The 20,992-nt window shown below is 42.0% G+C and carries 19 protein-coding genes and 2 tRNA genes; 7 read left to right on the top strand and 14 right to left on the bottom strand.

Annotation, left to right across the window (positions count from 1 at the left end; all coding sequences use genetic code 11):
• Positions 1-88 precede the first annotated feature (88 nt).
• The gene (locus tag ACQ96U_RS09995; RefSeq protein WP_431721104.1) at positions 89-1,141 is read right to left on the bottom strand and encodes an NAD(P)-dependent alcohol dehydrogenase; all 1,053 of its coding nucleotides are present in this window, start codon (positions 1,139-1,141) and stop codon (positions 89-91) included.
• Between the two features lie 225 nt (positions 1,142-1,366).
• Here ACQ96U_RS09995 and ACQ96U_RS10000 point away from each other — a divergent pair, with 225 nt between their 5' ends.
• Positions 1,367-2,233, top strand: coding sequence for an AraC family transcriptional regulator N-terminal domain-containing protein (locus ACQ96U_RS10000; protein WP_431721105.1), 867 nt, complete (start codon positions 1,367-1,369; stop codon positions 2,231-2,233).
• A 21-nt stretch (positions 2,234-2,254) separates the two neighbouring features.
• Here the strand turns inward: ACQ96U_RS10000 and ACQ96U_RS10005 are convergent, their stop codons facing one another.
• From ACQ96U_RS10005 to ACQ96U_RS10050, 10 genes are all read right to left on the bottom strand, one after another.
• Positions 2,255-2,872 carry a hypothetical protein gene (locus tag ACQ96U_RS10005; RefSeq protein ID WP_431721106.1) on the bottom strand — a complete coding sequence of 206 codons (618 nt, stop codon included), beginning with the start codon at positions 2,870-2,872 and terminating at the stop codon, positions 2,255-2,257.
• A gap of 273 nt (positions 2,873-3,145) precedes the next feature.
• A tRNA-Met gene (locus ACQ96U_RS10010) sits at positions 3,146-3,222 on the bottom strand.
• 120 nt (positions 3,223-3,342) lie between these two features.
• A complete protein-coding gene (ychF, locus tag ACQ96U_RS10015) occupies positions 3,343-4,434 on the bottom strand; it encodes a redox-regulated ATPase YchF (RefSeq protein ID WP_431721107.1) in 1,092 nt (363 codons plus the stop codon).
• 29 nt (positions 4,435-4,463) lie between these two features.
• A complete protein-coding gene (pth, locus tag ACQ96U_RS10020; RefSeq protein ID WP_431721458.1) occupies positions 4,464-5,057 on the bottom strand; it encodes an aminoacyl-tRNA hydrolase in 594 nt (197 codons plus the stop codon).
• Positions 5,058-5,083: 26 nt separating this feature from the next.
• Positions 5,084-5,710, bottom strand: a complete 627-nt coding sequence (locus ACQ96U_RS10025; protein ID WP_431721108.1) for a 50S ribosomal protein L25/general stress protein Ctc — start codon at positions 5,708-5,710, stop codon at positions 5,084-5,086.
• Positions 5,711-5,916: 206 nt separating this feature from the next.
• Positions 5,917-6,858, bottom strand: coding sequence for a ribose-phosphate pyrophosphokinase (locus ACQ96U_RS10030; RefSeq protein WP_431721109.1), 942 nt, complete (start codon positions 6,856-6,858; stop codon positions 5,917-5,919).
• A gap of 62 nt (positions 6,859-6,920) precedes the next feature.
• Positions 6,921-6,995, bottom strand: a tRNA-Gln gene (locus tag ACQ96U_RS10035).
• Positions 6,996-7,021: 26 nt separating this feature from the next.
• The gene (gene ispE, locus ACQ96U_RS10040; protein WP_431721110.1) at positions 7,022-7,876 is read right to left on the bottom strand and encodes a 4-(cytidine 5'-diphospho)-2-C-methyl-D-erythritol kinase; all 855 of its coding nucleotides are present in this window, start codon (positions 7,874-7,876) and stop codon (positions 7,022-7,024) included.
• A gap of 24 nt (positions 7,877-7,900) precedes the next feature.
• Positions 7,901-8,539, bottom strand: coding sequence for a lipoprotein insertase outer membrane protein LolB (lolB, locus tag ACQ96U_RS10045; RefSeq protein WP_431721111.1), 639 nt, complete (start codon positions 8,537-8,539; stop codon positions 7,901-7,903).
• 19 nt (positions 8,540-8,558) lie between these two features.
• Positions 8,559-10,280, bottom strand: coding sequence for a tetratricopeptide repeat protein (locus tag ACQ96U_RS10050; RefSeq protein WP_431721112.1), 1,722 nt, complete (start codon positions 10,278-10,280; stop codon positions 8,559-8,561).
• 388 nt (positions 10,281-10,668) lie between these two features.
• Here ACQ96U_RS10050 and hemA point away from each other — a divergent pair, with 388 nt between their 5' ends.
• From hemA to hemH, 6 genes are all read left to right on the top strand, one after another.
• Positions 10,669-11,922: a glutamyl-tRNA reductase gene (hemA, locus tag ACQ96U_RS10055; protein ID WP_431721113.1), complete on the top strand. Its 1,254-nt coding sequence runs from the start codon at positions 10,669-10,671 to the stop codon at positions 11,920-11,922.
• 58 nt (positions 11,923-11,980) lie between these two features.
• On the top strand, positions 11,981-13,066 hold the full coding sequence (gene prfA / locus ACQ96U_RS10060; protein WP_431721114.1) for a peptide chain release factor 1: 1,086 nt from the start codon (positions 11,981-11,983) through the stop codon (positions 13,064-13,066).
• Positions 13,059-13,910, top strand: coding sequence for a peptide chain release factor N(5)-glutamine methyltransferase (prmC, locus tag ACQ96U_RS10065; RefSeq protein ID WP_431721115.1), 852 nt, complete (start codon positions 13,059-13,061; stop codon positions 13,908-13,910). Before prfA ends, prmC begins: the two co-directional genes overlap by 8 nt.
• A gap of 150 nt (positions 13,911-14,060) precedes the next feature.
• Positions 14,061-14,819, top strand: a complete 759-nt coding sequence (locus ACQ96U_RS10070) for a HesA/MoeB/ThiF family protein (protein ID WP_431721116.1) — start codon at positions 14,061-14,063, stop codon at positions 14,817-14,819.
• Positions 14,820-15,029: 210 nt separating this feature from the next.
• Complete coding sequence (gene nhaA / locus ACQ96U_RS10075; protein ID WP_431721117.1) at positions 15,030-16,214, top strand: Na+/H+ antiporter NhaA; 1,185 nt, start codon at positions 15,030-15,032, stop codon at positions 16,212-16,214.
• Between the two features lie 9 nt (positions 16,215-16,223).
• Positions 16,224-17,267, top strand: a complete 1,044-nt coding sequence (gene hemH, locus ACQ96U_RS10080; protein WP_431721118.1) for a ferrochelatase — start codon at positions 16,224-16,226, stop codon at positions 17,265-17,267.
• Positions 17,268-17,363: 96 nt separating this feature from the next.
• On the opposite strand, the gene ACQ96U_RS10085 is transcribed toward hemH, so the two are convergent.
• The 3 genes from ACQ96U_RS10085 to ACQ96U_RS10095 form a co-directional block, all read right to left on the bottom strand.
• Positions 17,364-17,951: a YajG family lipoprotein gene (locus ACQ96U_RS10085; RefSeq protein ID WP_431721119.1), complete on the bottom strand. Its 588-nt coding sequence runs from the start codon at positions 17,949-17,951 to the stop codon at positions 17,364-17,366.
• Positions 17,952-18,285: 334 nt separating this feature from the next.
• Entirely contained in the window at positions 18,286-19,350 is a 1,065-nt protein-coding gene (locus ACQ96U_RS10090; RefSeq protein ID WP_431721120.1) for a hypothetical protein, read from the bottom strand.
• A complete protein-coding gene (locus tag ACQ96U_RS10095; protein ID WP_431721121.1) occupies positions 19,347-20,861 on the bottom strand; it encodes an adenylate/guanylate cyclase domain-containing protein in 1,515 nt (504 codons plus the stop codon). The genes ACQ96U_RS10090 and ACQ96U_RS10095 overlap by 4 nt, the downstream gene beginning before the upstream one ends.
• Between the last annotated feature and the right edge of the window lie 131 nt (positions 20,862-20,992).

Here is a 20,992-nt window from a genome sequence, read left to right on the forward strand (position 1 = left end):
ATAGTAGTTGGTTTTTTTATTTTAATAAAAAACGCCCATTGAAATGGGCGTTTAGTGATTGATTGCTACTTTTATTTTTAATGAATATTTAGTTTTTAAGGCTTGCCATATCGATTACAAATCTATATTTTACATCACCTTTTTTCATCCTTTCATAGGCTGCGTTAATATCTTGAATTTTAAGCATCTCAACGTCGCAGCTAATATTATGTTCTGCACAAAAATCCAGAACTTCTTGCGTTTCAGGGATTCCCCCAATCAGAGAGCCTACGAGTATACGACGTTTCATGACTAAAGCACTGGCTTGTAATGCGGGCTCGATAGGTTCTAATAGCCCAACTAAAATATGTACACCATCATACTTAAGGCAGTTAATGTACGGGTTTAAATCATGTTGGACGGGAATTGTGTCTAACAGAAAGTCAAAAGTTTCTGTGGCCGCCGTCATCTGCTCAGGATCTCTGGAAATAATAACATGATCAGCGCCTTGTTTTTTGGCTTCTGCTACTTTACTTTCTGAACGGGTAAAAATAGTCACTTCGGCACCCATGGCTTTGGCAAACTTAACTCCCATATGACCTAAGCCACCCATACCAAGTATTCCAACTTTATGTCCTGGCTGAATATTAAAATGCTTAAGAGGAGAGTAGGTTGTAATGCCTGCACAAAGAATAGGAGCCGCAGTGGCCGGGTCAAGTTGATTTGGTATATTTAAAACAAAGCGTTCACTGACGACAATATTTTCAGAATAACCACCATAGGTTATATGTTGGTCATGGCGATCCTGCCCATTATAGGTGCTGACCATACCCTCCTGGCAAAACTGTTCCAGCCCGTCATTGCATGCTGAGCAAGTACGACAGGAATCCACCATACATCCTACGCCAACAGTATCGCCAACCTTAAACCGGCTTACATTGTTACCGACTGCTGTGACGTGTCCGATAATTTCATGGCCAGGTACTACGGGATAAATGCTCATTCCCCAGTCATTTTCGGCAAAGTGAATGTCAGTATGGCAAACGCCACAGTAGTCTACTTCAATAGCAACATCATCTTCTCTGAGTAAGCGTCGTTCAATATTGTGAGGCGCTAACCCTGATGTGTTTGACTGTGCTGCATAGGCTTTGGTAGTTGTCATATATGTATTTCCCTAATGAGAAAGAGAAGGGGAAAGAATTTTCACCGTAGTTTTCGATCTGACAATGATGTTGTCTTTATTGTGCTTATCTTTGGCTTTTTTGCCATCAACAAAAGTACGGTATTTTTGCCAATTCCTCCAAATAGTTTCTCTTTACTTGAACTTAGAGCTTTGCCAACGGCATACTAGGGTAAAATGAAAATAACCTGTTATAGTAGGTTGTGTATGAATTGTCCTGTGATGATGGCACTTATTAGCCAGCTGATAAAACATGATGGAATCTCCGAAACGCTATTGCCTGAAGTGTCTCTTTTTGCGAGCCATAAACCACAGCCTAGAGTTCCTTTGATATACCAGCCTAGTCTGTGTATTGTTGCTCAGGGGCAGAAAATTGGCTATTTAGGTGATAGGGAGATTCATTACGACTCGGGTCATTATTTAGTACAAACATTACCCTTACCCTTCGAGTGCGAAACTTTTGCTTCAGAGGAAGCACCATTATTTGGTATTTCTGTCAGTATTGATGCTGCTACACTAGCAGAGCTGGTACTGGCACTGGATGCTCCTTTATCTTATGACAATAATGCAGAGCCTCCTAAACCAATGGATTCAGTAGCCATGACAAAAGGTATGGAAGAGGCTGTCATACGACTTCTACGCGCTTTATATGATCCTCAGGCTGCCAGGGTGATGGGGCATAATAGAGTTAGGGAGGTTATTTTTGAAGCACTTCAGGGGGAGCAGGGGCCTGCGTTACGAGCCCTAGTTCAAAACCAAGGACACTATTCTCGAATTGTACAAGTTTTAACTCAAATGCATTCAGAGCTGGCAGATGATATTTCGGTTGAACAGTTAGCGCGTCGGGCGAATATGAGCTTATCAACATTTCATCATCACTTTAAGCAAGTTACCCGTTCTTCTCCTATACAGTACCTAAAAAGGCTTAGACTTATAAAAGCACAGTTATTACTGAGCCATGATGAATTTAATGTCACTCAAACGGCTTCTGCTGTAGGCTATAAAAGTGTTAATCAATTTAGCCGGGATTATAAGCGTTATTTTGGGGTGAGTCCTATCCAGGATAAAACCTAGGTAAGATAGGACTCAGTCATATTAATTCTTTAAGCTGATTGAGGTATTGGCTTCGTCAAGAAAACCATCATCTTTTATTTGTTTTAAAAGGTAACGGTACATATTTTTACGTACTTTGGGTACTACTGAAAAGTCATGAGATGGATAAGCGAATATCATCGGCAGCCATTGGACTAAGGTAACAGAGTCCTTTAAAAGATATTTTTTCTGGCGACCTTCTTTATTCTGAATGATAGCATTTACTTCATAATTAGATGTTGCCCAAGATGGAATTGTATATAGGCTTAAACCTGTGATGAATGCTGGAATAAGGGCTGCAGGGTTACCGGCTTCAGTGATTATTAATTCAAGCTTTAACTCTGCTTCGGAATCATTGGTTGATATACGGCTAAAGTAACCTGATTTTTCAAGAACAGTTGTAAGCTCACCTTTAATAATATTTTGAGCGAATTCTGGCTGCTTAGATGGTTTTGAAAATCCTCCTTTTGCTAGAGACGTAAAAGAAAGGGATTTTTTGTTTGCGATATTAATGTTTGATTTATCTAGTGATGTACTGGGTATGTTACCTCCTTCGTACATTGCGCAGCCAGAGATAAGTGAAATTAAATATATAATTATTAGCGTTGAAAGTTTATTCATTTTTTTGTTGCTCTTAGGTAAAGCTAGAGTTATTAATAGAAAGGGAGGGTATTTTAGTGACAATTTTAAATTTTTAAATTGTTGTTTAGTGCGCTCCTGAATATAAATGATTTAAGTCAAACTTAGAGCTGGCAATTTTAAGGTTTAAATACTGAAAATAGATTTATGGAAGTTAAGTTTTGTTGAGGTTAAAGGGAATATGGCAAGCTAAGAGATAATGAGCTGATTTTTAAAATAAAAAAAAGGCCGACATATTGTCGGCCTTTAAAAATATGGTAGCTACGAGTGGATTTGAACCACTGACCCTCGCATTATGAATGCGATGCTCTAACCAACTGAGCTACGTAGCCAAAGGATGGCGCGTATTTTAGGGGTTTTATGGTTAATGTCAACCCCCTGTAATGCTCTTTTTTACGTGTCGATGTTTATGCCCTTGCTTTGAGTATATATCCTTTGCAGAGGGTTATAAGTTATACATTAAAACGGAAGTGGATTACATCACCATCTTGTACAATGTAATCTTTACCCTCAAGACGCCATTTGCCTGCTTCTTTAGCACCTTGCTCACCGCTGTAGGTAATAAAGTCATCGTAGCTAATGATCTCAGCTCGGATAAATCCTTTTTGAAAATCTGTATGGATAACGCCTGCAGACTCTGGTGCTGTTGCGCCAATTTTGGTTGTCCAGGCTCTTACTTCTTTGACGCCAGCCGTGAAGTAAGTTTGTAAGCCAAGTAGTTGATAACCTGCTCTGATAACCCGGTCTAGTCCTGGTTCTTCCATTCCTAAATCGGTAAGGAATTCATCACGTTCTTCGTCTTCAAGCTCTGCAATTTCTGCCTCAAGTTTGTTGCAGATAGGAACAACCACAGCACCTTCTTTAGCCGCAATTTCTTCGACAATTTTTAAGTAGGGGTTGTCAGTAAAGCCATCTTCATTGACATTGGCAATGTACATTGTTGGCTTTGTGGTCAACAGGTGGAATTGCTTAATTTGATTCAGCTCATCTTCAGTGAGAGACAGTGAACGAACAGGAAGTCCTTCATTTAAGTGAGGAATGAGTTTTTCAAGCATTGCTTTTTGCTTGACGGCATCTTTATCACCACTTTTAGCCACTCTTATAACACGTTGTAACTGGCGTTCAACGCTTTCAAGGTCAGCTAGAGCAAGTTCAGTATTGATGACTTCGATATCGCTGGCTGGGTCGACCTGATTGGATACGTGAATGACATTGCTATCTTCAAAGCAGCGGACAACATGAGCAATTGCATCAGTTTCGCGGATATTGGCAAGAAACTGATTGCCTAATCCTTCACCTTTTGACGCACCCTCAACCAAGCCTGCAATGTCAACAAACTCCATACTGGTAGGGATGACTCGCTCTGGCTTGACGATTTCTGCTAATGCATTTAATCGGGGGTCAGGCATAGGCACTACACCTGAGTTAGGCTCAATTGTGCAGAAAGGAAAGTTTTCAGCACCAATACCTGCTTTAGTTAGCGCATTAAATAGTGTGGACTTACCAACGTTAGGTAAACCAACGATACCGCAGTTAAAACCCATGGTGTGTTCCTTTCGCTTGAAAAGTAAGTTTAGCCTTTAAAACGGTGCAACTGTTGTACTGCTATTTGCCAGGAGCCGGTGATTGCTTCAGGTAAAAGCTGAATTGCTTCATGTGTAACTGCGTCAATCAAATCCTGCTCTTGCCGTGGCGCACGATTTAAAACAAAGCCAACAACTTGCTCTTTAACTCCTGGATGACCAATGCCAATACGCAGGCGGAAAAAATCCTTGCAGTTTCCCAGCTTGTTAATGATGTCTCGCAGGCCATTGTGACCACCATGACCACCACCTTGTTTCAAGCGGGCAGTTCCTGGAGGTAAATCTAATTCATCATGGGCAACAAGAATGGATTCAGGAGGGATTTTGTAAAAATTAGCGTAAGTTTGTACGGCTTTACCGCTGAGATTCATGTACGTAGTAGGGATAAGCAAATGTAGGGTTTGCCCTTTAACCTTAACTTGCGCCACTTCGCCGTGGAATTTTTTCTCAGGGTGAAGGGTTGCACCATAATTTCGTGCTAACCCTTCAACTAAGATGGCGCCAGCATTGTGCCGAGTATTAATATACTCGGCACCAGGATTCCCTAGGCCGACAACTAACTGAATGTTTGCTTCGGGGATCATTTTAGCCATGTTGGCAAAACCTCAGATTACTCTGCAGAAGTTTCTTCGTCAGCAGAGCCTTCTTCTGCAGAAGCACGTGTAGCTTGGACAACTGCAACAGGTACGTCGTGGTCTGTACCATGAGATAGTTCAACCAGCTCAACACCTTCTGGCAGTTTTAGGTCTGACAAGTGAATGTTTTGGCCTACTTCAACTTCAGTCATATCGACTTCAATAAACTCAGGTAAGTTTGCAGGCAGACAGCGAACTTCCACTTCAACAGCAGAGTGAGCAACAACACCACCGGCTTTTACACCCACACTTTTATCTTCGTTAATGAAGTGTAAAGGTACGTGAGTAGTAATTTTTTGGTTGGCGCTGACACGCAAGAAGTCAGCATGCATGATGAAGCCTTTAGCAGGATGACGCTGAAGGTCTTTTAGGATCACTTGCTCTTGTTGGCCATCAAGTTCTAACGTCAGGATGTGAGAGTAGAAAGCTTCATTTTCCAATGCTTTCTTCATTTCTCTTTGAGTTACTGTAGCTTGAACTGGGGCTTTTTCACCACCATAGATAATAACTGGAACTTGTTGCGCTTCACGACGCAGGCGGCGGCTCGCACCTTTCCCTACATCTTCACGCTTTTCCAGTGTTAAAGAAAATTCGTTGGACATTGAAGATCTCCTGAACTGAGTCAAATACACTGTGACACTCGCGACCAAGCGCACAGCAACAAAGTGCCTGGAAAAAAGGCGCGCGAATAATAACCTATTTTTAAGGTTTTTGCTCGCATTTTTTAAGATTTTGCTGATAACTGGGGAGGGTGGAGGTAAGTGATTTACCTCCACAAGTTTAGATCGGTTCGAAGGAGAATGCTAAATCAACGGAATAGGGCGCTGATTGATTCTTCGTTGCTAATTCGGCGAACAGACTCAGCAATTAGGTGTGACATATCCAGTTGACGGATTTTGCTGCACTGTTTGGCGGCTGAAGACAGGGGAATGGTATTATGGACAACCAGTTCATCAAGTTGAGATGAGTTAATGTTATCCATTGCGCGACCAGAGAGAACGGGATGTACGCAGTAAGCCAGAATTCTGGAAGCCCCTTTCTCTTTCAGTACGCGTGCTGCTTGGCAAAGTGTTCCAGCAGTGTCAACCATATCGTCAACCAGAATACAGGTGCGTCCATCAACATCACCAATGATGTTCATGACTTCGGCCTGATTTGCAGCAGGACGACGTTTGTCAATGATGGCTAAATCTGTATTGAGTTTCTTGGCGATAGCGCGTGCGCGTACCACTCCACCGATGTCGGGAGAGACAATAATGAGGTCTTCAATGCGCTGCTGGGAAATATCATCCAGCATAATGGGAGAGCCATAAATATTGTCTACTGGGATATCGAAGAAGCCCTGAATTTGATCTGCGTGTAAGTCAACCGTTAGCAAACGGTCAATGCCTACCGTAGTGATCATGTCTGCAACCACTTTGGCGCTTATGGGGACACGGGTAGATCGAGGGCGTCTATCTTGACGAGCATAGCCAAAATAGGGAACAACAGCCGTTATACGATTAGCGGAGGAGCGGCGTAAGGCATCAGCCATGACGATCAGCTCCATTAAGTTGTCATTGGTAGGTGCGCAGGTAGATTGAATAATAAAAACATCCTTTCCACGGACATTTTCATTAATTTCTACAGCGACTTCTCCATCACTGAAGCGACCGACGTAAGCGCGACCAAGAGGAATACTTAAGTGATCGACAACCTTCTGAACCAGATCCGGGTTTGAGTTGCCCGCAAAGACCATCATTTTAGACACGGTAATTACCTTTTTGGTCATGTTTTTTTGATGGGTTGGGATATGTGATGTGAAACTTAATTTGGCTGGGGTGGGAGGATTCGAACCTCCGCATGACGGGATCAAAACCCGTTGCCTTACCGCTTGGCGACACCCCAGTGTCTTGTGTGTTACCGGGTGCGAATTATATTGAATTCGTCCGGCTTTGCAAGTGTTTATGTAACATTGATTGGTTACATCCTCTTGCAAGGAAGGCTTGCAAATTATCCGGCAGCTGCTTTAAAGCTTGTTCAGCACTCTCTTTATTTGCGAATGTTGCAAATAAACAAGCACCTGTTCCGGTCAATCTTGTCGGGGCGAGATTATTAAGCAATTTGAAAACTTTATCAACCTCTGGATATTGCTTTCTAACAATTGCCTCGCAGTCGTTTCTGGCACCCCGCTGCAAGTAGGCGGCAACTGTAATAGGATCAGAGTCTCTTGTCAAATCCGGATGTTGAAAAATTTTAGCTGTACTAATGTGGCAGTTGGGTTTAACTAAAATGAACCAAGCTTCAGGCAGTGCTATGGGGGTAAGTTGGTCGCCGATTCCTTCTGCCCAGGCGGCGTGTCCATGAATAAACACAGGAACATCAGCACCAAGCTGTAATCCTAGTTTGGCAAGTTCGGTATTTGAGCGATGAGTTTGCCAAAGTATATTTAGACCATGTAAGACAGTCGCGGCATTTGAGCTGCCTCCTCCGACACCTCCCCCCATAGGTAAACATTTCTTGATCGAAATATCAGCACCAAGAGGGGTGTTTGTTGCCAACTGGAGTATTTTCGCAGCTTTGATCGCTAAATTATCGCTATCAGCTAGATCTGGAAAAGGGGTTAGTAACCTGAGTTTTCCGTCGTCACGTATTGTCATTGTGACTTCATCAGATAAATCAAGAAACTGGAATAAGGTTTGGAGTTGATGATAGCCATCAACTCTACGACCTAAAATGTGAAGAAATAAATTAATCTTTGCTGGTGCGGGTAGTGTTAATTGCTGCATAGGTATGGATTACATGAGTCCTGATTAAAACTGCCATTCACTAATGATGAACGTTAATTTGTACTGATCATTACTCACGCGAATCTTTCTAGGTAGCCAGAGACTATTATATTGCTGATAATCAAAGTACTTAATTTCCCAGCCATTTTGTTTGATTTCAGCAAGAAGGCCCTGCTCATTAAGATTGGGTTGGGTATCACTGGATGGGTCAGGAATACCTTTAATCCAGTATTGCATGTTGGAAATGGGTAATGTCCAGCCAAGCTCTCGAGCAAGTAACTGCTCTGGGCTATCAGCTGTAAACAACCTTGAATCTGCCGTATTCATAACAACCCAGCCAGGTTTACCCATAATTTCAGCAACGCCTTGGCCCAGTGGGCCTGATAAGCGAATTGTGTACAGGTGGCTTTGTTGCTCCCAATCTAAGTAGGCGCTGGAGCTGTCATTCGGAGTACGAATTCCCAGTTTACCTTCTAATGACCAGGTATCAATTTTCGACAGTTGTTGTTGATGTTGTAGCCAAAATTTTTCTCGTTCACTAAGGTTAAGCGCCTGCTTTTCTTTATCAAATGGCCAATAATCTGTTTTTACGTTTTGCATTAGAGAACAGCCACTGGCAATTAATGTCAGTGTCACTATGAGAATTGAGCGAAATGTCTTCATAAAATAGTTTGGTTAAAATCTATGGTTTCTGTACGTTGTGGCGTTGTATGGTGCGTTGCAGAATTTCACTATCTGGCTTTTCTTGCAAGGCTTTTTGCCACACATCAAGAGCTTCTTGTTTATTACCTGTTGCCCATAATACTTCACCTAAATGTGCAGCAACTTCATGGTCTGGAAATGCAACAAATGCCTTACGAAGTAAAGTGAGTGCTTTTTGATAGTTACCAAGGCGAAACTCTACCCAGCCCAGGCTATCAATAACAGCGGGGTCATTGGGAGTAATACTATAGGCTTGTTCAATTAATTTTTTAGCTTCTTGCAGGCGAGTGGTTTTGTTGGCCAGGGTGTAGCCTAGTGCATTCAGTGCAAGCGCATTACTGGGGTCCAGTTTAATAATTGAACGAAGATCTGTTTCTAAAAGCTTAAGATTGTCCATTTTTTCCGCAATCATTGCACGGGCATAGCGGAGGTTAATATGGTTCGGCTCTGTTTGTAACGCTTGGTCAAGTGTACGCTTGGCTTCAGGGTAGGCTTGCTGATTACTATATGCCTCAGCTTCAATCATATAAAGTTGTGCTGATAGTTTAGGGAATTTTTTACGTGCTTGATTAAAGTGCTCAGAAATAGCTTTATTTTGATTTCTTTCTAACAAAATTAATGCTAACTGATAGTAAGCCTGGGAAAACTCCTGGCTTGGTTCGACGTTTGTGTAAAATTGGATAGCGTCATCAAACTGTTTTTGTTCTTCAGCAATACGGCCAAGATAGTAGTTTGCCGCATTACTTAGCTGTTTATCATTACGCAGTTGGTTGAAATAACTTGCTGCTTTTTCATACATTTCGTTTTCTAGGGTAATTAGCCCCAATGAAAAAATGATTTTTGAATCGTTGGGAGAAAGTTTTTGTAGCCTGGTGAATTGGGTTTGGGCTTTATCTAGCTTTTTCTGGTGGATTAAGGTGCGTGCATAGAGAAGATGAAGGCGTACATCGTCATTATGTGTTTTGAGTGCTTTAGCTAGGTAGCTTTCTGCTTCTTCATATTTTTTCAGATGGATGAGTAAACGTCCCTTGAGGTTAATGGCTTTTGGTGTTGGTTCGCCATCATCCAAGACTTCTTCAACCAGCTCCAGACTTTGCTGGTATTGTTCGTTTTGCTCTAATAGTAAGGCTTTAGCAAAGCGTAGTTGTGAATTTTCAGGATACTGCGCTAGTGCTTTATTAAACATTGCAATGAGCTTGGTTCGCTCTGAGTTTGGTAGTTCTGCAGCGTTTAGCGCAATAAAGTCAAAGTGGGTTTCACCGTCTAATGCTAAAGACTCAAGCATTGCTTGTAAGGCAGCCTCAAACTGGCCGTTATAGCTTAAGTGAATGGCTTTGGCTTGGAGTGCTCGGGTATTTTGGGGATCAGATTCACTCCACAATGACGCTGCTTGAAGGGCTGCCTGCTTGGCTCCAATATACTGGGCAATTTGATAAGCGCGCTCTGCAACACCTGGGTCTTTGGTTTTTTGGGCTTCACGAAGATAGTTACCCAATCCAATATCAAACCGTTGTTGCTTATTAGCAAGCTCTGCTAGTAGCAAAGCATATAAGGTATCTGGACTAAATGAGGCAGTGGGTTGTGCTTCAGTTTGTTGTTGTGATGTTTCTTTTTTCTCGGAAGGTTTGAGTCCGGTACAACCTGCGAGTGTGGCACAAAGGGTAACTGTTATTAAGAGTGTTCCATTGCGAAGTGTGGTCATCAATGTTTAATACCTACGTAATCGATAGTTCGCCAGTCACTTACCAAGCACAAAAACGCCTGTCTCATTGGTTTTATGTAAAGCCAAGTAAACTAAGACTTATCTTAGAAAGAAACATTCTCATGGTTTTTTAGCATGTTCACATTGGCAGTTTTAGGGGTATTCTGCAAGTGTAGACTGATTGATTGATAAACTGTTCAATGCGGATGCAATATTTTGTAATCCTTACAGGCTGGTTGCAGTTATAGGTTATTCATAGGAAAATTCGCGGACTTTGAGCCTAAGAATAAGTTAAGTTTGGTATTGTCGAGCTGTTAAAGCTGATGATATACCCTTCGCTAGGGGTATATTAATGCTGTGAGCTAGTCCTGATAATTAGTGAAGTGATATGGGTTTTTTGGCGCTGGGAATAAATCATAATACGGCAAGCATTGCGATGCGTGAGCGTGTATCGTTTACGCCTGAGCGATTGCAAGATGCGTTGCTGTCAGCCCAGAAAGTAGCTGGTGTCAGAGAAACTGCCATCCTGTCGACCTGTAACCGAACAGAAATCTATTGCTCGCTTGATCAGGTTCAACCTAATGCACTGCTCAACTGGCTTTCGGAATATCATCACTTACATGATGAGGATATGAGCGGCTACACATACTGTCATACTCAGGAGCAGGCGGTTCAACATCTTATTCGTGTTGCGTGTGGCTTAGACTCTATGGTGTTGGGAGAACCACAAATTCTGGGTCAAATTAAGACCGCATATGCTCAAGCACAAGAAGCCGGTACTGTTGGGCCAGCATTGCGGCGTTTGTTTCAGACCTGTTTTGCTGTTGCAAAGCAAGTACGCACACAAACCACTATTGGTCAGAATCCTGTTTCAGTTGCTTATGCAGCTGTATCGCTGGCGCGGCAAATCTTTGCTGATTTATCGGAAACATCGGTACTACTTATTGGTGCAGGAGAAACCATTGAGCTAGTCGCTCGGCATTTGTTTGATACTAAGGTTAAAACCATTATTTTTGCCAATCGCACTTTAGATCGGGCAGCACAATTAGCGGACAAGTTTAATGCGCAGTCAATTGCGCTGGCCGATATTCCTGATTATCTTGCTAAAGCAGATATAGTGATTGCTTCAACGGCTAGTCAGTTACCCGTGTTAGGTAAAGGTGCTACTGAGCGAGCATTAAAAATACGTAAGCATCGCCCAATGTTTATGGTTGATTTGGCTGTTCCTAGAGATATCGAACCGGAGGTCAGTGAACTCGCAGATGTGTATTTATATACCGTTGATGACCTTCGAGAAGTGATAGATGAAAATGTTCGACAGCGAGAGCAAGCTGCATCTGAAGCTGAACAGCTAGTGATTGAAGGTGCAGCAGAGTTTATGCTCAAGCTGAAAGAGCTTGATGCGATTGATGTGCTGAAAGCTATTCGAAAAAAAGCGGATATGCTTAAAGAAGCTGAGTTAGAGAAAGCCCAACGTCAACTTAAGAATGGGGCAGATCCTGAGGCTGTGTTAGCACAGTTTGCGCGTGCACTGACCAATAAATTAACCCATGCACCTAGCGTGCAAATCAAGAAAGCGGGGGCTGAAGGAAGAATGGATTTGGTCAATTGGGCACAACACCTTTTTGAAACTGATCAATAGCCCCTGAATCTATACCTGTTATTTTATTAAAGCATTAATACTTGAAAGTCTGAGGATCATGAAGCCTTCTATTCACGCTAAATTAGAAAATCTGGCCGAGCGCTATGAAGAATTGGCCGCACTCCTGAGTGATGCAGAAGTCATTACTGACCAGGAGCGATTTCGTAAATTCTCTAAAGAGTATGCCGATTTAGAGGACGTTGTCAGTTGTTTTAAAAAGTATCAACAAGCCAAAGAAGATCACGAAGAAGCTGAAGCTTTAGCCAAAGATGGCGATGCTGAAATGCGGGAAATGGCTCAGGAAGAGTTGGCGACAACCGCAAAGCTGATTGAAGATCTTGAGCAAGAGCTGCAGGTTTTGTTATTGCCTAAAGATCCAAATGATTCCCACAATATTTTTCTGGAAATTCGTGCTGGAACGGGTGGTGATGAAGCGGCCATTTTTGCAGGTGACCTGTTTCGTATGTATAGCCGCTATGCTGAACAGCAAAAGTGGAAAGTAGAAGTTGTTAGCACCAATGAAGGTGAGCATGGTGGTTATAAAGAAATCATCAGTCGTGTAGTGGGTGAAGGTGCTTATGGTAAGCTGAAGTTTGAATCAGGGGCTCACCGTGTACAGCGTGTGCCTGAAACGGAGTCTCAAGGCCGTATTCATACTTCCGCATGCACTGTTGCGATCATGGCTGAGCCTGATGAAATAGAGCAGATAGAAATCAATAAAGCCGACTTACGCGTTGATACTTTCCGGGCATCTGGCGCTGGTGGACAGCACGTTAACAAAACAGACTCAGCCATTCGTTTAACTCACTTACCAACAGGCATTGTTGTTGAGTGTCAGGATGAGCGTTCTCAACATAAAAACCGGGCCAAAGCGATGTCTTTGCTGGCAGCAAAACTCAACTCTGCTGCTGAAGAAGTGGCACGTAAAGAAGTAGCTGATCAGCGCAAAAGTCTGGTTGGCAGTGGCGACCGTTCAGAACGTATTAGAACGTATAACTATCCCCAGGGGCGTGTTACTGATCATCGTATAAATCTAACGTTGTATAAGCTACCAGAAGTAATGGAAGGGGCTTTAAGCTCCGTCATCCAGCCTCTACTGCATGAGCATCAGGCTGAACTGCTGGCATCAATGAGTGATGACTGAGTTAACGATTGCTCAAGCGCTGGCAATGGCTCGTGATTTAGCAGCGGTTTGTGATGAGCCGGAAGTGGATGTAGAACACTTGCTGTGTTTTGTTTTACAGCAGCCTCGCAGTTATTGCTTTACCTGGCCAGAAAAAATACTGTCTAACGAACAGCAAGCAGCTTTTATCGCGCTTTTAAATGCACGGAAAACAGGTCAGCCTGTTGCTCATTTAGTGGGGGAAAGAGGGTTTTGGAAATTTGACCTTGAAGTGTCAAGTAGCACCCTCATTCCCCGAGCAGACACTGAGCTTTTGGTTGAAACGGTATTACAGCATCATGCGAAAGATCAACGTTTTCATGTGTTGGACTTAGGTTCCGGCACAGGAGCTATTGCGCTGGCACTTGCTTATGAGCGGCCTAATTGGCATGTGCTGGGGGTGGATGTTGTGCCAGAAGCGGTATCACTTGCTAAGCGAAATCAGCAGCGGATTGGTGTAAGCAATATTCAGTTTCTTGAAAGCGACTGGTTTTCGGCTATTTCTAAGACAGCACAGTACGATCTTATTGTCAGTAATCCCCCATATATTGATGCTTGTGATCCTCACTTACAACAAGGTGATGTCCGTTTTGAGCCAAAATCTGCTTTAGTTGCTGAGCAAAATGGTATGGCGGCGATGAATCATATCGCACTGGTAAGTACACGCTATTTGAAGCCTAATGGTTGCTTGTATTTTGAGCATGGTTTTCAACAGGCTGAAGCAGTACGACAGTTGTTAACTAAGCTGGGTTATAATCATGTGCAGTCAGCATTTGATTTTGGAGGGAATGAGCGCATTACTTGGGGAGTATGGCCCTCTTGTTAATCTATTCCATTTATGCCCTTCTTATGGTGGCTACTAAGTCATCAACAGTTCTATTTCGTCTTCCATGGTTGTGCTGAAATATTTTTATTTTGCGTTGACTAGTCTGTCCAGCTACGGTGAAAAGGCCTATCTGTCGAAGGAAATTATCCTATGCTAAGTGATGAAGCGTTGCTCAGGTATAGCCGCCAAATTATGTTACCAGAGGTAGATATTGAGGGGCAGGAGGCATTAGCAAAAAGTCGCGTTGCGATTGTTGGGCTTGGTGGGTTGGGTTCACCAGTGAGTATGTATCTTGCGGCAGCAGGTGTTGGCGAATTAGTCTTGGTTGATTTTGACCAGGTGGATATGTCAAATTTGCAACGACAGATAGTGCATAATACTGAGTCGATTGGTATGGATAAAGTGCTTTCAGCAAGCAAAGCACTGAAACAGCTTAACCCTGCAATACAGATTTTCACCATAAAAAGTCAACTTTCACATACGCAAGTACCTGATGAACTCCTGCAAGCTGATGTTATTGTGGATGCGACAGATAATTTCACTACACGCTATGTGCTGAATAATTTTTGCGTCCGTAATAAAAAACCTTTAGTTTCAGGCGCTGCTATAGGTCTTTCTGGGCAAGTAACCGTGTTTGATACAAGAGAGTCAAGCTCTCCATGTTATCACTGCTTATATCCAGAAGGTCATGAAGAGCAACCCATGACATGTAGTGAGTCAGGCGTTTTAGCCTCAGTTGTTGGGATGATTGGCACCGTTCAGGCTACAGAGGTTATTAAGTTATTAGTTGGCTTTGGTATTACTCTAGTGGGACGCTTACTGGTTTTGGATGCGAAACATATGGAGTGGCGTTCATTGAAGTTAACTAAAGATACTCACTGCAAAGTGTGTGCAGGTGAGACATCATAAGTTGTATTTTATAGAGCAATCTATTTAGAGTTAGCCTGATATAACGACAAGCTTTTTGAGTGTTTTCTGAGGCTTTAGATTACAAAAGTACTGTGATAATGACTGCAAGCAGGTTAGCATTTATCCGTCTTGCTAGTTTACGCTGGCTTTTTAATTTAGCTTAAGTGATGCTAGATATAGATTTCCGGTGTTGTTTATTCAGGGGTATCAATGATTGAGAAAATAAAGCACTTTTTGCATAAAGAGTCAGCCAGTGGCGTAATTATGGTGCTTGCAGCTATTTTTGCGCTGATTTGCGTCAATTCACCATTGTCTTATTTTTATGATCAACTCCTTTCTGTCAAATTAGCCGTCACCATTGGTGAATTAGGCATCGATAAACCTCTTTTGTTGTGGATTAATGATGGCTTAATGGCTATTTTTTTTCTGGTCGTGGGGCTTGAGGTAAAACGTGAGTTTTTATCTGGAGAGTTGTCTTCTCCAAGTAAAGTACTCTTACCTGCCGTGGCTGCAGTGGGAGGAATGGTAGTACCTGCAGCGGTCTATGCGCTAATGAACTATCAGGATCCTTTAGCACTACAAGGATGGGCTATCCCTGCAGCAACAGATATTGCGTTTGCACTAGGTGTACTTTCTCTATTAGGTAAACGTGTACCCCCTTCGTTAAAAATCTTTTTAATGGCGTTGGCTATTATTGATGACCTGGGAGCAATTATTATTATTGCACTGTTTTATTCCAGTGATTTATCAGTAGAGTCCATTATTGGTGCCTCAATCTGTCTGGTGATATTAATACTACTTAATCGTTATAAAGTATTGCGCCTGGGACCTTATATGGTTGTAGGAACGATTATGTGGATATGTGTCTTAAAGTCAGGTGTTCATGCAACTTTAGCGGGTGTGCTTATTGCATTTACAATTCCACTGAGGACAGGTGATCACACAGTACTTTCACCTTTACATAAACTGGAAACAGGGCTTCATGGCTGGGTGGCCTTTGCCATTTTACCTATTTTTGCCTTTGCCAATGCAGGGGTTGGTTTAAGTGTGGATGACTTAAAGTCAGTAACAGACTCAATTCCATTAGGGGTCATTGGTGGATTGTTTATCGGTAAACAGTTAGGTGTATTTGGCTTCACTTGGTTATTGGTTAAGTTGGGTTTAGCTTCACTTCCTAGTCATGCAACATGGCGGCAGCTATATGGGGTTGCTTTGTTATGTGGTATTGGCTTTACCATGAGTTTATTTATAGGTTCACTGGCATTTGAACAGCTTGGTAGTGACTATCTAATGACTGATCGTATTGGCATTTTATTTGGGTCGTTACTCTCTGGAATTGCTGGTTACCTTGTGCTGAAAGGTGCTCCCAGTAATCAGAAGTCACTAGCCAACTGAGGACTATGAATGGAAGGGCGTGCAGTACTCTTAGTGAATCTTGGTTCACCTGATTCTCCATCAGTCACTGATGTTCGTCGCTATTTAAATCAGTTTCTGATGGACAAATATGTTATTGATCTTCCTTATCTTTTGAGACGACTGATTGTCAGTGGTTTTGTTTTGCCTAGTCGGCCTAAGCAGTCGGCTGAGGCTTATGCCAGTATTTGGTGGCCAGAAGGTTCACCTTTAAAAGTACTTACTGAACGATTGACTGAACAGTTGGCAAATAAAACACGTGCGGTAAGTGTGCGTTATGCCATGCGTTATGGATCGCCAAGTATTGAGCAGGAGTTAGTGAGTTTAGCCCATCAAGCTGATGTAACAGAAGTACTCGTTATACCGCTTTACCCTCACTATGCGATGTCTACTGTTAAAACATGTATTGTTGAGCTAGAGCGTATTGTTTGTGATCAAGAGATACGTTTACCTGTTTATGTACACCCAGTGTTTTATGAAGATGATGCGTATATTGATGCGCTGTATAAAGTGGCAGAGCCTTTTCTTCAAACAGCCTATGATCACTTGCTTTTTAGTTACCATGGTGTGCCTGAGCGGCATATTCGTAAAGATGACCCAACGGGTACTTACTGCCTGTCTTCAGCTGATTGCTGTCATCAAAACTCGGCTGTGCACTCGACCTGTTATCGAGCTCAAGTCTTTAAAACCACGGAGGCTTTTGTCGCAAAAGCTGGCATTGAACAGAATAAATATTCCGTTGCTTTTCAGTCTCGTCTAGGTAAAGCCAAATGGCTGGAGCCTTACACAAGTAAACAGCTGGTTTCGTTAGCTAGTCAGGGGGTGAAAAAGCTGTTAGTGATGTGTCCTGCCTTTGTTTCTGATTGTTTAGAAACGTTGGAAGAAATTGCAATTCAAGGTGAGGAAATATTTAAGGCCGCAGGAGGTGAGTCTTTAACGCTGATCCCTTGCCTTAATGATCATGAAGTTTGGACTGATGTGTTAGCAGCATGGTGGCAAAAGTCACCCGCTAAGCTATCCAGAGTTAAAGTATAAGTTTTGAAAATAAGAAATTGATTGGATACCACTATCAAATTATCAATTGAGTTAAGTGTTGATAGTGGTATCTGGCTTTTAGTCTGTAATAGTGGCTTATGGGTTCGAACGCATAAATCTAATCAAGCTTTGGTCGTTAAACATGCGACTTAAACCATCATTTAACAGATCATTTATAATCTCTTGGTTTTTCACATCAGATGGTGCTTTTACGACACGGTGTTTAGCTGAGGATTGATAGCGTCCTGTGTATCGTTTGAAGCCAATTTCGACAACAGCTTTAACTGTCGCAGAGACATTAACTTGAGTGACGTAGTTGCTGTCAGGTGTGTCGTAGTTCATTTCTTCAATGTATACATTGAATTTCACACTAGGGTTTTGATTGTCAACTTGCATTTCCATTTGCAGTAACCCTTGTTCTACAGCATGCTTAATTGCTCTAGTAAGGTCATTATGAATCGTGATTGTGCTTGTTTTATCGTATAACCCACCTCGTGTCCCCAGTACTTTTGTTGGGCGGCTATCCTGTACATTAACGGTTACCGTACGTTGCACAACAGGTACGCGTGTTGGTAGCGTGATCGTAGGGTTTACATCAATTTGCTGGGGAGACAAGACGCAGCCAGTCATGGTAAGTAGTATGGATAAACCCAGGCATACTGCAGATATCATTTTTTTCATCATACTAGTTCATCGCTTTGTCAGTCTAAACCAAACGTGTTGTGTAGTTTTTACCATTTAAGTAAACAAAACTCTAAGGTAAAGTTTTAAGTAAATGGCATAATGTGAAAATAGATGTTAGAGGTTTTTTCTAACCCCTCTCCTCGTTAATCAACTGTTCTATTTTAGATTTAGTATAAAAAACCATAAGGCAGATTAAACGTCAGGTCACTCACTTTAGACACTGTTTTGGTCTTTTGTGTGATACTTGTCTCTTTAGGGCTTCGTTTTTGCAATAAGTATTTATAATCTAAACCGAGCGTGTTTGTCTTAATCTTTTTTCTTTTCCTGTCAGACACTAGTGAGTTGCAATATCGTCGTGATTATCTTTTTGTAACTGGTTTAATTTTTTCAGAAAACGTTTGGCTCGATCAATGTGATTATGGAGTTCCTGATTTTTTGGCGTTAGCTGTAGTAATGGCTTCCAGGTGGCAAGTGCCTGTTCTGGATACCCTGTACTGTAAAGCTCAATACCTTTTTGGGTTTGTGCCTGAACATAGTATTGGGTTTGTTGTTTTAATGCTTTTCGTTGTTTTTTCAGGTCAGGATCATTGGGAGCCATTTGCTCAATTTGGCTGAATAACGTTTGTGCTAACAGAAAATCCTGTCGCTGTAATGCGAGAGAAAAACGTTCCTGAAGTTTACTCAGTTGCTTGACATTATTAGCCGCATTTTTGCTTTGCTGATTTTCTTGCTGGCGTTGTTCTGCCTGTTCTGCAAGAAGTTCTGCATGCAATGGTTTTACTGGTGCACGTGCAGCAAGTGCCTCCTGTTGTTCTTGGGCTGCAATTTTGGCTAATTGCTTTTTAAGAGAAGTTATTCTTTCTTCATCTGTTGTGTGGTATGGGAGCTTACTTGCTAATTGCAAGCACTCCAGTCCTCGTTGAGATCGCTGTAAAGCTACAGCATTATCAGCACACTGTAGTAAAAAATAATACAGCTCCCCCTGTTTTGCTTTGGCTGACTTGAGTTGTTGGCGAATATGTAAATTGCTCGGATCAGCTTCTGCCATTTCTTCAAGTAAGCTGATTTCGTCACTGAGTACAGTGGCTTGTAATAAGTAAAGTCGATTTTGTAGTTTGGTGATATGGATATCACGCTGTGATCGTGTTTGTTCAAAAGCAGCTTGCAGTTTTTCATCATTAGGTTTGAGCATTAATGCTTGCTCATAACGTGTAAGTGCCGTATGCCACTTTTGGTTTGCTGCGGCGTCCTCTGCTTCTGCTGTTAAGGATTCAATGTTTTGGGTTGGGTAGGGTGGTTTTTCTCTATAGGTGAGGAAAGCTTGAGGCAGTCGACACCCTGTAAGCTGTATACAGCATAATGCAACTAAGATAGAGAAGCGAAATGACGAGTATTTCATTGGTCTTGCGCCTCGTGGAGAATCTTTTTGACTAATTCTCGCATTGTCTCGTGATATTCACCTGTGAGATTGGTTACGCGAAAGGCTTCTATTTCTGTGGTTTTGCCTTTAAGTGATAAAGTGCCATGGTGTTGTACACAAATTTTGTTTTTTACTGTTGGGTGCTCATAGATACTAGAGGGAATAATAATTTGTCCTGAGCCTGCTTTGTCTGCTAAACGGGATGCTAAATTCACTGCATCACCAATAACGGTGTATTCCAGGCGTTCATTAGCGCCTAATAGACCCGCTAGCATTAAACCACAGTTCATTCCTATTCGCACATTGACTGGAAATAAACCATTTGCTTGTCGTTTTTTATTGACTACACGAATTAGTTTTTGTACAGCAACAGCATAAGCAATCGCGTTTAATCGATGGTCTTCATCTGGTGTTGGTGTACCAAATACGACCATTGCACAGTCACCAATAAATTTATCCACAATGCCTGAGAATGCTGTACTACATTCGTAAAAGTAACTGAAATATTCATTAAGCATGGCCGCGACGTCTTTAGGAGACATGTTTTCTGATAGGCTGGTAAAACCGACAATATCCACAAAAACGACGGTTGCTTCGACTTGTTGGCCGCCGCCAATGGTGACTTCATCCATTTTTTCTAAAAGCTGTGTTGCCACACTTTTGGATACAAAGCGTGAAAAAATAGATTCAATCTGTGAACGTTCGCCAAAGCCTTTTGCTAATGTTTTCATGCTGGTGGCGAGATAGCTAAGTTCATCATGAGATAACGCGACGTTTTTTTCTTCACTGCCATGGTTAAGAGCCTCAGAGGCCGCATTCATAAGACTGTGAATAGGTCTTGATAAACGACGGCCCATCACAATCGCTATAAAGCTCATAAGTAATGACAGAATCACGGTTGTGAGAATAATTCCTTTGACTGAGCTACGTACTACTTCAAACATGCGCAGCTGGCTAAAGCTCACCATTGCGTATCCAGCGACAACATCCTGAAATTGAATAGCGCTCACAAAAGCAACCATTTCTGCTTTTTCAGAATAACTCCCTGGTTTTTTCCACTCGATTCGAAAAGTATTGTTAGGCAAGCGACTTTCTTCTGTGAGTAAATCGTTAACAGTTGTCTGTGGAATATAACCTTGGGCAACCATGAGTTCACCATTGTTGGTATAAATGGCCACACCTTTTATATCGGACTCATTAGAAAGATTATTGGTTAAAACTTTTAGACCGACTAAATCATCAGTAAACAGAGGTTCTTGGGCTGCAGCTGCTAGCTGATTAACGATAGTAGTACCAAAGTCGTCAACTTGCTCTCTCATTAGGCGGTATTGATTTGTTGTAATCACTGTACCCATGATGGCCATACCAACAGTCATTGTTAGGGTAAGAATAAAAGCAAGTTTATAGGCAATGGGTAAACGTATACTTTGCCAGACGGAAGGGGTCTGTGATAAGGACGATGGAGTTGACGTATTAATCGCGTTTGACAATGTATGGCCCAAATAGCAAATGAGTTATACCTAATATTGACTAATGTATCGTTAGTTGTATCTAGTGTATTGACTCATAGTTTGATGATACGTGTTGTATTAAGCAGTAAAATAAGACAGCTTACTAATAT

The organism is Zooshikella sp. RANM57 (assembly GCF_050749885.1).
Taxonomy (GTDB): Bacteria; Pseudomonadota; Gammaproteobacteria; order Pseudomonadales; family Zooshikellaceae; genus Zooshikella.